This window comes from Sinomonas notoginsengisoli (assembly GCF_021554725.1).
GTDB classification, from domain to species: Bacteria; Actinomycetota; Actinomycetes; order Actinomycetales; family Micrococcaceae; genus Sinomonas; species Sinomonas notoginsengisoli.
In genome coordinates this window covers 54,313-67,112 of record NZ_JAIZDP010000012.1, presented here as the reverse complement: position 1 = coordinate 67,112, position 12,800 = coordinate 54,313, and the positions used below count along the sequence as shown (strand labels likewise).

10 protein-coding genes are annotated in these 12,800 nt (G+C 70.2%); 7 read left to right on the top strand and 3 right to left on the bottom strand.

The window, feature by feature from the left end; all coding sequences use genetic code 11:
* From LF262_RS15105 to LF262_RS15085, 5 genes are all read left to right on the top strand, one after another.
* Entirely contained in the window at positions 1-882 is an 882-nt protein-coding gene (locus LF262_RS15105; protein ID WP_235781229.1) for a branched-chain amino acid ABC transporter permease, read from the top strand.
* On the top strand, positions 882-1,949 hold the full coding sequence (locus tag LF262_RS15100; RefSeq protein WP_235781228.1) for a branched-chain amino acid ABC transporter permease: 1,068 nt from the start codon (positions 882-884) through the stop codon (positions 1,947-1,949). The genes LF262_RS15105 and LF262_RS15100 overlap by 1 nt, the downstream gene beginning before the upstream one ends.
* Positions 1,950-1,965: 16 nt before the next feature.
* Positions 1,966-3,225 (top strand): ABC transporter substrate-binding protein, encoded by a 1,260-nt coding sequence (locus LF262_RS15095; protein WP_235781227.1) that lies wholly within the window; start codon positions 1,966-1,968, stop codon positions 3,223-3,225.
* Between the two features lie 113 nt (positions 3,226-3,338).
* Positions 3,339-3,629: an SHOCT domain-containing protein gene (locus LF262_RS15090; RefSeq protein WP_235781226.1), complete on the top strand. Its 291-nt coding sequence runs from the start codon at positions 3,339-3,341 to the stop codon at positions 3,627-3,629.
* A gap of 19 nt (positions 3,630-3,648) precedes the next feature.
* Complete coding sequence (locus LF262_RS15085) at positions 3,649-4,452, top strand: potassium channel family protein (protein WP_235781225.1); 804 nt, start codon at positions 3,649-3,651, stop codon at positions 4,450-4,452.
* 3 nt (positions 4,453-4,455) lie between these two features.
* On the opposite strand, the gene LF262_RS15080 is transcribed toward LF262_RS15085, so the two are convergent.
* Together LF262_RS15080 and LF262_RS15075 are read right to left on the bottom strand one after the other, a co-directional pair.
* Positions 4,456-5,211, bottom strand: a complete 756-nt coding sequence (locus LF262_RS15080) for a maleylpyruvate isomerase family mycothiol-dependent enzyme (RefSeq protein WP_235781224.1) — start codon at positions 5,209-5,211, stop codon at positions 4,456-4,458.
* 40 nt (positions 5,212-5,251) lie between these two features.
* Positions 5,252-6,040, bottom strand: a complete 789-nt coding sequence (locus LF262_RS15075; protein ID WP_235781223.1) for an alpha/beta fold hydrolase — start codon at positions 6,038-6,040, stop codon at positions 5,252-5,254.
* 163 nt (positions 6,041-6,203) lie between these two features.
* Here LF262_RS15075 and LF262_RS15070 point away from each other — a divergent pair, with 163 nt between their 5' ends.
* Both LF262_RS15070 and LF262_RS15065 read left to right on the top strand, forming a co-directional pair.
* Positions 6,204-8,906 carry a PD-(D/E)XK nuclease family protein gene (locus LF262_RS15070; RefSeq protein WP_235781222.1) on the top strand — a complete coding sequence of 901 codons (2,703 nt, stop codon included), beginning with the start codon at positions 6,204-6,206 and terminating at the stop codon, positions 8,904-8,906.
* Positions 8,903-12,190, top strand: coding sequence for a UvrD-helicase domain-containing protein (locus LF262_RS15065; protein WP_235781221.1), 3,288 nt, complete (start codon positions 8,903-8,905; stop codon positions 12,188-12,190). Before LF262_RS15070 ends, LF262_RS15065 begins: the two co-directional genes overlap by 4 nt.
* Here the strand turns inward: LF262_RS15065 and LF262_RS15060 are convergent.
* Positions 12,172-12,729 (bottom strand): dihydrofolate reductase family protein, encoded by a 558-nt coding sequence (locus tag LF262_RS15060; RefSeq protein WP_235781220.1) that lies wholly within the window; start codon positions 12,727-12,729, stop codon positions 12,172-12,174. The two genes, LF262_RS15065 and LF262_RS15060, sit on opposite strands and share 19 nt — an antisense overlap.
* Positions 12,730-12,800 lie beyond the last annotated feature (71 nt).

Below are 12,800 nucleotides of genomic sequence, written 5' to 3'. Positions count from 1 at the left end.
ATGGAAACCGTCATCCAGCTCGTCATCGATGGCCTTTCCACGGGCTCGGTCTACGCCACCCTCGCTCTCGCAATCGTGCTCGTGAACCAGGCCACCGGCCTGATCAACTTCGCCCAGGGGGGCCTGGCAGTCCTCAGCGCGTACTTCGCGTATGCCTTCGCGCAGGCCGGGGTGCCGCTCGTGCTCGCGGTGCTCGCCGCCGTCGTGATCTCCTTCATCCTCGGCGCCCTCATCGAGCGGTTCCTCATCCGCAGGTTCGAGCGCGGAGATCCGGATACGGCCGTCGTCGTCACCATCGGCCTGCTCACACTCGTCACCGGCATCGCTGCCGTGGTGTGGGGCTACAACAACCTCCAGTTCCCCTCGATGTTCCCCCTCACCAGCGTCAGCGTCCTCGGGGCTGTGGTGAGCGTGAGGTCGCTTGCCACCACCGTGACGATCCTGGTCATCATGGCCCTGCTCCAGCTGCTCTTCATGCGCACCAAGCTCGGGCTCGCCCTGCGCGCTGTCGCCGACAACCCCGGCTCCTCCGCGCTCTCGGGACTCCCGGTGGGGCGGCTGCTCATGGTGGGCTGGGGGCTCGCGGCCGCGCTGGGTGCGGTCGCGGGCGCGCTCGTCGGACCACAACTCACTCTGACCCCGGGCATGCTCGACGGCGCGCTGGTCTACGCGCTCGCCGCGGTCATCCTCGGCGGGCTCGACAGCCCGGTCGGAGCGGTCGCCGCGGCCTGGGCGATCGGCGTCGTCGAGAACCTCGTCTCCGTGTACGTGCCGCTGATCGGGCACGACCTGAAGATCGCGGTTCCGTTCGTCCTGATCTTCGTCGTCCTGATCCTCCGTCCCCAAGGCCTCTTCGGGCGGAAGGTCGTGGTGCGGGTCTGATGAGTACCTCTACCACCTCGCGCACAACCCGGGTGCCTGCCAGGCGCTGGGTGAGGATCGGCGTCGTCGTGCTCGTAGCGGTCATCCTCCTCGCCGCGCCGATGTTCCTGCCAATGATCCAAAACCAGACTCTGAGCCGGATCGGTGTGTACGCCGTGGCCGTGCTGGGGCTGAACATCATCATGGGCTACACGGGACAGGTCAACCTCGGGCAGATCTTCTTCCTAGGACTCGGCGCCTACGTGACCGCCTACGGGGTGACGCACGGCTGGAACGTCGTCCTCTCCTTCGTCGCAGCGTGCCTGATCGCCGGAGCCGTGGGGCTCCTCGTGGCGCTCGCCGCGGCCCGGCTCGGCGGGCTCGCGATCGCCATGGTCACCATCGCCCTGCCCATCGTGGGGGTGCCGCTGGCCAAGCGCCTCGATGTGTTCACAGGCGGCTCGCAGGGAACCTCGGCCATCTTCTCCACTGCTCCCGAGTGGTCGGGGCTGTTCAACGACCAGTGGCAGTACTACATCGTCCTGGTCGTCGCCGCCGCGGGCTTCCTGCTGGCCCGCCAGCTCGTGCGGGGCAAGTACGGTCGGGCGTTCGCGGTGGTGAAGGGCAATGAGGCAGTCGCCGCCTCGATGGGCGTCTCCCCCTACTGGACCAAGGTGCTCGCGTTCACGATCGCGTCGATGTACGGCGGCGCAAGCGGTTTCCTCTACATCGCGGTGGTCCAGTACACCTCGCCCGAAACCCTCAGCTTCGGCCACTCCATCAGCCTCCTCGCGGCCATGGTGATCGGCGGCGCCAGCAGCATCATCGGCTCGCTCATCGGCGGGGCGTACTACATCCTCGTCCCGCAGTGGACCAACGCGATCGATCCGAACTTCACCACAGTGAGCCAAGGCGTCATCCTCCTCGCGGTGCTGTTCCTCCTCCCCGACGGGCTCGTGAGCCTCCCCCGGGTGATCAAGCGGCTCACACGCCGGCGCACCTCCCATCCCACCGCGGGACCCGACCCGCAGAAGACTCCCACGCGGCAACCGGAAACGGACCAGGCGCCGGAGGCACCCGAAAGATAGAGAGGCGGAAGCGATCATGAACGTTAGGAAAGGGACACGAGGGCTCTTGGGCGCTGTCGCGATGGCGTCGGTCCTCGCTCTCTCGTTGACCGGCTGCCGTGGCAGCGCCGGCGGCGGCAGCGGCGGGGGCACGGCCGCCTCGCCCGGCATTACCGACACGAGCATCACGCTGGGCATCACGACGCCGCTCAGTGGCGCGACCGCCGGCCCGGGCACCTGCACTGTAGCGGGCGTCAAGGCCTACTTCGGTGCGAAGAATGCCGAGGGCGGCGTCAAGTTCGGCGACGGCAAGACCCGCAAGGTCGACATCAAGACGTACGACGACGCGTACGATCCCCAGAAGTCGCTCGCGAACTTCCAGCAGATGGTCTCGGACAACGTGTTCGCCGAGGGAGTGGGCCTCGGAACTCCGACCAACCGGGCATTCCGCGAGTCGGCCATCAGCCAGAAGGTGCCCCAGGTCCTCGTCATGACGGGCGACCCGCTGTTCAGCGACCAGAAGCAGAGCCCGTGGCAGCTCGGACTCGTGCCCGCCTACCAGAACGAGGGCGAGGCGTTCGGCAAGCTCGTCGCGTCCTCCGGCACGCAGCACAAGGTCGCCATCCTGTCGCAGAACGACGACTACGGCAAGGGATACGTGGCCGGGTTCAAGAATGCCCTCAAGGGCGCCTCGAACGTCACCATCGTGGGCGAGCAGACCTACGAGGCGACCGACACCTCCGTCGACGCGCAGATCACCCAGCTCGCCGCGACCGGTGCAGACGTGTTCTTCAACGCGATGTCGATCACTCCGCTCACGATCGCCTCGCTCCAGAAGGCGCAGCAGATCGGCTGGAAGCCGAGCTGGTTCCTGCCCTCGAACACCTCGAGCCCCTCGGCGATCCTCCAGCCCGGCAACGCGGGTGCCTACCCCGGGATCTACTCGGTGGCGTTCTCCAAGACCCCGCAGAGCCCGGAGTTCGCCAAGGATGACGACGTGGTGAAGTTCCTGTCCGACCTCAAGCAGTACGGCAGCTACCCGGACATGCCGGCGTTCCCGCACTGCATGTGGAGCTACATCGCCGGAGCGACCCTCGACCAGGCGTTCCAGAAGATGACCGACCCGACGCGTGACGCCTTCATGAAGTCCCTGCGGGACATCAAGGGCTATTCCGCACCGCTCATGCTCAAGGGCACGGACGTCAACACCACGGTGGACGGGCAGCCGGCGATCGCGAAGGTGCTCGTGCAGAAGTACAACGGCAAGGGCTACGCGACGGCGGAGAAGTTCGGCTGATCGTCGGGGACCCCGCAACCGGTGAGGAAGACTCTGGGCCGCCGCCCGCTAACCGGGCGACAATGCAGGTAAGCGGGCTCCACCCGCGACCGCGCGATGAGAAGAGGCTCGCGATGATGTACGGGAACGGCACCATGGGGCTGTGGGGCTGGATCTTCATGGGCCTGAGCTTCGTCCTGTTCTGGGGTGCGGTCATCACCGGGATCGTGCTCCTCGCGCGGGCACTCGGGCGCGGCTCCGCGCACGCGCAGGGGCCGGGGTCCCAGGCTGCACTGCAGCCCGGGACCCCGGCCGCCCCGAGGCCCGAAGACGTCCTCGCCGAGAGGTTCGCGCGGGGTGAAATCGACGAGGCCGAGTACAGGTCCAGGCTCGATGTCCTGAGACAGCACCGCGGCGGGGCATAGCCGGCGGTACCCTTCCACCATGACCCAGGACCGGTGGCGCAGTCTCACGGAGCGGCCCACGCTCGTCGCCGCGATCGTGTTCCTCGCGGCCTACTCGGTCCAGGTGATCGGCAACCTCCCGCCGGAGGAGGGCATCTGGGCCGAGGACTTCCTGTGGGCCGCATGGGCCGTCTTCGTCGTGGACTACGTGGGGCAACTGTGGCTGGCGCCACGCCGGGGACAGTGGTTCGTGCACAACCTCCACGAGCTCGCGATCCTCGCGCTGCCCGCGCTCCGTCCCCTCCGGCTCGTCACGTTCCTGAGGATTGTGCACAACAGGGCCGGAACCGCCCTGCGTGGCCGGCTCGTCATGTACGTGATCGCGGCCGCCTCGACGCTGGCCTACTGTGGCGCCCTCACGGTCGAGGACGTGGAACAGAACATGCCCGGCGCGAACATCCGAAACTTCGGGGACGCGATCTGGTGGGCCCTCGAGACGATCACGACGGTCGGCTACGGCGACCACTACCCGGTGACCGCGATCGGGCGGTTGGTCGCGGCAGCGCTCATGATCTCGGGCATCGCCGTGCTCGGTGTCGTGACCGCCTCGATCGCGGCGTGGCTCGTGGAGAGCGTGAGTGCGCAGACTGCCGCCGAGGTCGAGGCGGACGTGCAGGAGGTCGAGGCGGAGGTCCAGGAGGTCGAGGCGGAGGTCGAGGCCCTCGACGAGAGCGTCGAGGCAAAGATCCAGGCGCTCACGGAAGAGGTTGCCCGGCTCACGGCCGCGCTCGAGGCCCGGCGTGCCGATACGCGGGCGCACTCGAACCCTCCGGCGGGGAGCTGAACGTCACGGCGTGAGGCGCGCTGCGCGGATCATGTCGGTGACCGGCGAATGCGCACCCGGAAGCGCACGCCGTTTCCACAGCCCCAAGTAGATTGCCGCGGCCGGACCCCTCACCGTCCCAAGCTGCGCTGCCGCTTCGGGGCCGTCCCCGACGGAAGGCGAGACGAGTCCGGTGGACGGGGCGCCGCCGTCGTGCGTCACCTCAAAGCGCACGACGCCGGGCAGTCCACTCGAGCGACCGAGCCTCACCTGGCGCGGGTAGAAGCCGAAGAGGACCTCGCGGATTCCGTCGAGGGCCTCGTCCTCGGGCACGCGCCACTCCTCGGCCCGGCCGAGCGCGCCGAGGAGGTCGAACGTGTGGACGGCTGTCTCGTGGATCTGGCGGCGCGCCCAGAAGGCCGCGACTCGGTCGCCCCAGAGGGTCCAGGCGGGCGCGGCGGGACCGGCGGCCCGCAGCCCGTCGAGGAGGTGTGCGGCGCTGGACCGGTACCACGCGACCAGCGGCTCGGACTGCGGGCGCGGGACCGGTGCGGGGGCGTGCTCGGCGCCGAGGGCGGCCGCCGCCCAACGGTGGATGCCCGCGAGGTGGTCGACGAGGTCGGAGACGGACCATCCCGGGCAGGTCAGGACCGGCCGGGTGAGCTGATCGCCGCCGTCGGCCCACTGCACCGTCTCCGTGAAGGAGCGGGTGAGGGCCGCGAGCCGGTCGAGGGCCGCGGCGAAGTCCGCAGGGGATGTGGGGTTCGGATTCTCCGGCACACCTCGAGCGTAGCGGCTCGGGCCCCGCCCATCTCCGGGGCTACGCCCCGAGGAATCCCCGCACGGCCTCGGCGAACGCGGACGGGTCCACGTTGTGCGTCTGGCCCTCGAGAATGTTCATCCTCGCGTCGGGGACCGCGTGGGCCACGGCGCGTGCGGCGGCGGGCAGGAAGTCCGGGCTCACGCCGCCGGCCAGGACCAGGGTCGGGGCCGTGATCCGGCCGAACACGTCGGCGGGGACCACGGAGTCTCCGCCCATCGCCGCGTTGTCATAGGCGAGGGTCGGGGCCACGCGCACTCCGGCCTCCCAGAAGGACTCTTGGCGCGACCCGTCGATGGCCTCCTCTGGGAGGCCCACGTAGCGCAGGAACGTGGTGAGGGCGCCATCGAGGTCCCCGGCCTCGAGCCGGGCGTTCAGGTTCGTGGTGTACTCCCTAGCGCGGGCGAGACCGGCGTCGTCCGTCATGAAGGGCGGCTCCCACATCACAAGGCCCCGCAGAGGGAGCACAGCGGCGGCCCGCCCGGCGAGCGCTGCGCCCGAGGAGAGGCCCACGACGGCGGCCGCTCCCCCGCCGTCGTGCGCCGCCGCATCCAGCAGTGCAGAAATGTCCTCGATCTCGCGCTCCACCGCGAACGGGAGCGTGTCGGTGCTGTCGCCGCGGCCGCGGCGGTCGTAGTTGTACACCGTGTACGTCTCGGCGAGCGCAGCCGCGAGCTGGGCATCTGCGCGGCGGTCTGCGGTGGCGCCGGAGACGAGGATGAGCGGGGCGCCGGTGCCGAGGCGGTCGTAGGCGATGGTGGTTCCGTCAGCTGAGGTGACACGTTCCATGGGTCCCACGCTACCCCGCGGCCGGCTCCGCAAGCAGGACCAGCTCCGCGGACAGCCGCTCGCACGCGATGTCGATGCATGAGGCGCACCGAGAAATGTCGGCGGGGTTGGCTAGTGTGAGTGGTATGCCGGTGATCGAGCCGCTGGCGTACTGGGCAGGGGGATGACGATGATCGTCGAGTTCGGGTGGTTCCTGGACCGCGCTCCGTGGGCCTACGCGCGCCCTGGGCTCAACCATGTGCGGGTGGGGCGGAAGAACCTCATCGGCCTCCTGCAGACGCGCCTGGGCCTTACGTGCCCAGAGACGCCGAATGCGGAGCGCGTGAGCCAGTACCTGGGACTCCTCGAGCACCTCGATTCACCGGACGCGTGGTTCCATCGGTCACTGGAGGCGGACCCTTGGTCCACCGCCCACGAGCTCCTCGCCGCCCGCGACGACGCCGTGGCCAACGGCTGGGACGGCACGCTTCCCACCACCGTTTCCGGCCCCGCGCACGACGCCGCCCCCTCGCCTCTGCTCAGGACGCTCGCCGCAGCGGAGCGCGCCAGCCGGGAGATCGCGGGCGGGGAGCTCGCGCCGTCGCTCGCGGACGACGTGGTGGAGCTCCTCGACGAGCTCCGCTCCTCTCCCCTTCCCTTGGGCATCGACGAACTCGTCCTCCAGCATCCCGAGCCGACGTTCCCGGCGGTCTGGCGGCGTCTCATTGCCGAGCTGCGCGACCGGGGCGTGCAGGTCAGCGAGGCTCCCGAGCCGGCAGGACGGCCCGAGCTCACGGTCCTGGCGGCTGAGACCGAGTGGGAGGCCGCCGAGCAGGTGGCCCGGTGGCTGGCTGCAGGCGCGAACACGAGCACCGCCGTCGTGTGCTCCGACCCCACTTCAGTGCTGGACCAGTACCTCACCATGCACCGACTGCCCCATCTGGGCGTGGGCGCGCGGTCGCCGTGGCGGGCCCAGGACCAGCTCATCCCACTGTTCTTCGAGCTCCTGTGGGAGCCCGTCAACGTGCACCTGCTCGCCGAGTTCCTCACGGTGCCCGACTCGCCCGTGAGGCGCAGGGCCGCGCGGCATCTGCTCCGAGCCCTGGCGCAGGAGCCCGGCACGCGGGGACTTGCGTGGGACGCCGCAATCGCCGCCATCGGCGAGGACGAGGGCCTCGGTCCGGAGCTGGCCGCGGTCCTCGACCAGACGTTCAGCACGCGGCTGCTCTGCGACCTCGAGCACCGCCGGCCGAGCGGGAGGCAGCTCGTGGAGGCGAGCGCGTGGTTCGCTGCGGCACTCAACGCCCGCGCCGCCGTCGTGCCCCGGCTGGCGCCGACGGCCGCGCAGCTCAAGCGCGTCCTCACGCTCGTCGCACCACGGGCGCGCGTGTCCCGGCGCGACCTGCGGCGGATCGTCTCCTCGGTCGTGACCCCGGCCGCCGAGCCGCTAGTCCCCGCCGAGGCGGCGCCGTGGTTGCGGCTGAACCACCTCGTGGAGCTCGGCGAGGATGTCGACGACGCAATCTGGTGGGGCTTCCAGTCCGCCGCCACGCCCTCGGCCCGCCGCTGGGACGCGCACGATGCCGCAGCACTCGCACAGGTAGGCGTCGATCTTCCGACGCCGCACGAGCTCACCGCCCTGGCCGTCCGCGAAACCCTCGCCGCAGCGGGACGCTGCAAGCGGCTCGTCGTCGTGCAGATCGGCCAGCGCAACGGCGAGCGAGTGGACTCGAACCCGCTCCTGGAGGCGCTCGTCGAGCGGTACGGGGGCGTGCCCGGTCAGCCGGACACGAATCTGGGCGAGCGGATCGCGGCGGCGACCCGCGCGCCGTCGTCCCTCACCGATGGCAGCGGCGTGTGGCGGCTTGCCGGGCGCACCGCCAGGCTGAACCGCGCCGAGGCCCGGCGGCCCGAGGCCCCGGACGCCGTTCAGGAGGTCGGAGCGAACACGGCGCTCGCGCCGGAGAGCCTCTCGTACTCCCAGCTGGAGGTGCTGCTGGGCTGCTCGATGCGGTGGGCGCTCGAGCGCAAGGGCGGCCTGCGGGTTCCGGATGCCGCCGATATCCCGACTGGCGGCCGGATGATCGGCACGTTCGCGCACCGTGTCATCGAGGCGCTGCACGGCACGCTCCGGGCCGAGTACCGGGCCGTGCCCAAGGACGAGGAGATCACGGCCGTGATCGAGGACCTCCTCCCGCAGTTCGCCTCCGAGCTCCTCCTGCCGGGGCAGAAGGCGAGGCGGCTCACCGTGGTGCACGCGATCACGGAGGCCGCGCGGGTGTTCTTCCGGGGGCTCGAGAAGGCCGGTGTGGCGCTGCAGGAGGTCGAGAAGCCGATTGTGAAGGATCTGCAGCTCGTGGTGGGCGACGGGGTCCTGACCGTGCCGGTGCGGGGCAGCGCGGACGCCGTGGGCATCGACGAACAGGGCCGCACCGTTGTGGTGGACCTCAAGTGGTACAACTCGGCCAAGTATGTGCGGGAAAAGATCAAGGACGGCACGGCCCTCCAGCTCGCCCTGTACCAGTGGGCGCTGCACGAGGATGAGATCCCGCCGGACGAGCCGACCGCGTACTTCCTGCTCAAGCAGCACGCCTTCGCCTCTGCCCACGAGCACTTCGGAATGAAGATCCCACGCCGCGAGGGGCCGGAAGAGCTGTGGGGGCGGGCCATCCGCTCGGCCGAGTTCACGGTCGACCAGGTGCTCGCCGGGCGGGTCACGGCCACGAAGCCGGTCGAGGACGCGTTCGCCGCGGCGGCGGAGGCCTCCGGCGGGGAGCCCGCGACCATCGAGGAGCTCGAGACCGCCTCCGGCCGCCTCTACGTCCAACCGGGATGCAGGTTCTGCCACTTCGGCGCGCTGTGCGGGCTGAGGGGGGACTATTCATGAGGCTCGACCCCGTGAGCGGCGGCGGCTTCGTGGACAACGTCACGATGGTCTCGGCCAGTGCAGGAACGGGCAAGACATACACGCTGACGGAGAAGATCGTCGAGGCGATCAGCGGAGGGACCCCGGCGGAGAAGGTCATGGCCACAACCTTCACGAAGAAGGCCGCCGGGGAGCTGCGCGAGCGGATTGCGGCCAAGCTGCTCGAATCGGGCGAGGCGCTCGCATCCCAGCAGCTCGGTGCGAGCCTCATCGGCACGGTGAACAGCGTGTGCGGGCAGCTGCTGACCGAGTACGCCGTCGACGCCGGGCTCTCCCCTGCGCTCGAGGTGATCGGCGAGGATCAGCTCGAGGCGATGTTCGCCTTCGCCACGGACGAGATCCGTGCTGACCATGCCGAGGTGCTCGGCCCGATCGCCTGGCGCATGGGTACGCACCCGGACAACGCCGGGGAGTACCAGACCGAGACGTGGGGGTCCACGGTTCACCGGATTGTGGCGCTCGCACGGGCCAACATGCTCTCTGCGAGTGCGGTGCGCAGGTGCGCGGACGCGTCGTGGGCGGGGTTCCGCGTCCTGCTGGATGACCCGACAGAGGACAACCGGGGAGAGTGGTTCCGTGAGCTGCACGCCCTCCGCGCAGTGGCCGAGCGGGTGGCCGCCACCGGCGAGGGGCTCGACGGCAAGACAGTGGACACCGCCGCCAAGGGCTTCCAGGAGAACTATCCCAAGATCCTGGACAAGGTCGCCAAGGCGCAGGACGTCGGGACGACGCCGTGGGAGGTGTGGCGAGGATTCCTCGGCTCCGGTGCGCCCAAGTCGCTCAAGTCCATCTTCGGGGACCTCAAGGGGCGGATCCACGGCGAACTGCTGTCCAACACCGCGTTCCACCAGGACCTCGAGGGCTACATCCGCGGTGTGTTCTCCTGCGCGGCGGACTGCATCGACGCCTACGAGGAGTTCAAGCGGGCCAATGCGCTCATGGACTTCGTGGACCAGGAGGCCAAGGTCCTGGAGCTGGCCCGGCACAACGAGGCATTCCGCATCGCGTTCCGTGGGCGGATCCAATTGCTGGTCGTCGACGAGTTCCAAGACACGAGCCCGCTCCAACTGGCCCTCTTCCTCGAGCTGGGCGCGCTCGCCGAGCGGGCCGTCTGGGTGGGCGATCCGAAGCAGGCCATCTACGAGTTCCGCGGCACCGACCCGGAGCTCATGGAGGCCGTCATGGCCCAGATCCCAGCAGAGCGGCGCGAGCAGCTCTCGGAGACGTACCGGTCGCAGCAGGCAGTTGTTGACCTCTCGAATGCCGTGTTCGAGCGGGTCTTCACGCGGGACGCGGACGGGCACCGCATGACACGCGAGTCGGTGCACCTCGAGCTGCCCGCCGTGAAGGCAGCCGAGTACGGTGACGACGCCGGGAGCGTCGAGGCGTGGTCCCGCTGCCAGGGCAGGGCCCAGGACCGCCTGCGCGCGACCGCGGCCGGCGTCAAGGAGCTGCTCGGGCGAGGGCTCCTGGTCAGAGGGGAGCCGCTGCGCCCGTGCGACGTCGCCATCCTGACCCGGACCAACGCCGAAGTGGGCGTCATCGCCACGGCCCTCGACGAACTGGGGCTCCGGGCGAGCCTCGACACCCGCGCGCTGGGCGGCTCCCGTGAAGTTCAGCTGACCCGCGCGGGCATGGCCTATGTCGCTGACCGTTTCGACACCGTGGCCCTCGCGGAGCTCGTAGCCCTGCATCCCGACCACCCCTCGCACGCGACATGGCAACGGGAGCTGCTGGGCGCCGTCGTGCCTCGCGACCAGACGCACGACGCCGAGGGGATCCTCGTCGCGGGACCGCGCCTCGTGCACGAGGCGTGGCGGGCCGCACCCGTGGTCGCCTCGCTGGACGCGCTGCGCGCGCAGGCCGTGGCGGCGACGCCGACGGAGGTCCTCGAGGCCGTCACCGGGGTGCTGGGGCTTCCCCGGCTCATTGCCGGGTGGTCCGCGCCGGAGCGGCGGTTGCGGAATCTGGACGCGTTCCGCGGAGCGGTGGAGCTGTACTACGAGAGGTGCCGGGCGCTGCGGGAGCCGGCTACCCTGCGGGGTTTCCTCGACTACTTCGCCTCGGGCGAGCACGCGTCGGCCGAGAGTGCCGGGCCGGACGTGGTGAATGTCCTCACCTACCACGAGGCGAAGGGGCTCGAGTGGCCCGTGGTGGTCATGGAGAGTCTGGACAAGGAGACGAAGGCGCGGCCGTTCGGGGCGGGGGTCGAGTCGACCCGGACGCTTGACCTCGCCGACCCGCTCGCGGGGCGCTGGATCCGGCTGTGGCCGAGCCCGTTCCCGTACGGCGGGTCCCCACTGGACGTTCGCGCGCAGGCCAGCGAGGCCGCCGCGCAGTTCCTTGGGCGCGAGCAGCGCAACCAAGCCAGGCTCCTGTACGTGGGCATGACCCGCGCCGCCCACACCACGGTGCTAACGGCGAAGAACGGCTCGCCGAGCATGCTCAACGACCTCGGCGTCGACTCGCTCGTGGGATGGAAGGCCCCCGCCGAGGGCTTCGCGGACGGGGTTGTGGCCGTGTGCCGGGAGACGGAGATCCCGGCACGGCTTACCTCCTTGGTGCCCGCGGAGGCTTCTGCGCCCGACGGCGTGTGGGAACCCCGGTGGGTCGACGCGCCCGAGTCGGGGCCCGCCGTCGTGCGTCTGCCCGCTCGGCTCACCGCCAGCTCGGTCGTCTCGGAGGGGCTCGAGGCGGAGGTGCGGGAGGCGGGCGTCCTCGGCACGCCGCTCGCGTCGCACGGTTCGGAGGACTGGGGTGCGGTGGGCAGCGCGGTGCACGCCTACCTCGGCACGGAGTTCCGGATGCTGGACGCGGCCGGCCGGGGACGCCTCGCGGAGCGCCTCGTGAGCCGTTGGGGCGTTGCCCGGACCGTCGAGCCAATGCTCCTCACCACGGCCGGCGAGCGGTTCGAGGCCTGGCTCGACGCGGAGTTCCCCGGGTGGGCGCGGCATCGCGAGGCCGCGATCGGCTGGCGCCCGGACGGCCAGACGATGGAGGGGTGGATCGACCTGTTGCTCGAGGGGCCGGAGGGGTTCGTCGTCGTCGACCACAAGACCTATCCGGGCTCCGACCCGGTCGAGCACATCCGCAGCCACTATCTGGGCCAGATGGCCACGTACCGCGAGGCGGTCGAGGCGGCGACCGGCAAGCCCGTGCTGCGGATCCTCATGCACCTGCCCGCGCTGGGACGCGTGTTCGAGGTGGGAACCGAGCCGGCGCGCGGCTACCGGTGCCGCCGATAGTGCAGGTTGACGATCCCATTGGGATAGGCGGTGTTGTTGACGAGGTCGAGCTGGTACGACTTGGGCTCCCCGTCGAACAGCCTGGTTCCCTCCCCCGCCACGTAGGGGTGCAGGTCCACGTGGATCTCGTCGATCAGGTCGAGCAGCATGAGCGACCGCCAGAGGCCCACGCCGCCCCACACCACGATGTGCCCGTCGCCGCCCTGCCTGAGCCTGTCGACCTCCTCCGACGTGTTCCCGGAGACGATGGTCGTGTTGGCCCAGTCCGCCCGCGTCATGGTGCGGGAGAAGACGACCTTCCGCCCGGCGTCCATGATGTCCGAGAACGGGTGGTCAGAGCCCGGGAGGTTAGCGGACATGCCCTCGTAGGCGGTCCGGCCCATGATGTGCGCGTCCGCGCTCCCGTAGAGGTCCACCTGCTCGGCGAGGTGCGCGGGGTCGAGGGGCATCCCGAAGGCGTATCGCCAGAAGTCGGTGCCCTCGTCTGCTAGGAGGCCGTCGAGCGAGTACAGGAATACCCAGGCAATGAGCGTGCGCATGGTCAGAACTATGCCCGGGTTGCGCCCGTCCGGCCAGCCCGCGGCGGGTGCACTTCCGAGGTGCGGCTGGA

Excerpts from the sequence above, each read along its gene's own strand:
- LF262_RS15070 (WP_235781222.1), top strand. The coding sequence starts at position 6,204 with ATGACGATGATCGTCGAGTTCGGGTGGTTCCTGGACCGCGCTCCGTGG.
- LF262_RS15090 (WP_235781226.1), top strand. The coding sequence starts at position 3,339 with ATGATGTACGGGAACGGCACCATGGGGCTGTGGGGCTGGATCTTCATG.
- LF262_RS15085 (WP_235781225.1), top strand. The coding sequence starts at position 3,649 with ATGACCCAGGACCGGTGGCGCAGTCTCACGGAGCGGCCCACGCTCGTC.
- LF262_RS15060 (WP_235781220.1), bottom strand. The coding sequence starts at position 12,729 with ATGCGCACGCTCATTGCCTGGGTATTCCTGTACTCGCTCGACGGCCTC.
- LF262_RS15075 (WP_235781223.1), bottom strand. The coding sequence starts at position 6,040 with ATGGAACGTGTCACCTCAGCTGACGGAACCACCATCGCCTACGACCGC.
- LF262_RS15095 (WP_235781227.1), top strand. The coding sequence starts at position 1,966 with ATGAACGTTAGGAAAGGGACACGAGGGCTCTTGGGCGCTGTCGCGATG.
- LF262_RS15105 (WP_235781229.1), top strand. The coding sequence starts at position 1 with ATGGAAACCGTCATCCAGCTCGTCATCGATGGCCTTTCCACGGGCTCG.
- LF262_RS15100 (WP_235781228.1), top strand. The coding sequence starts at position 882 with ATGAGTACCTCTACCACCTCGCGCACAACCCGGGTGCCTGCCAGGCGC.
- LF262_RS15065 (WP_235781221.1), top strand. The coding sequence starts at position 8,903 with ATGAGGCTCGACCCCGTGAGCGGCGGCGGCTTCGTGGACAACGTCACG.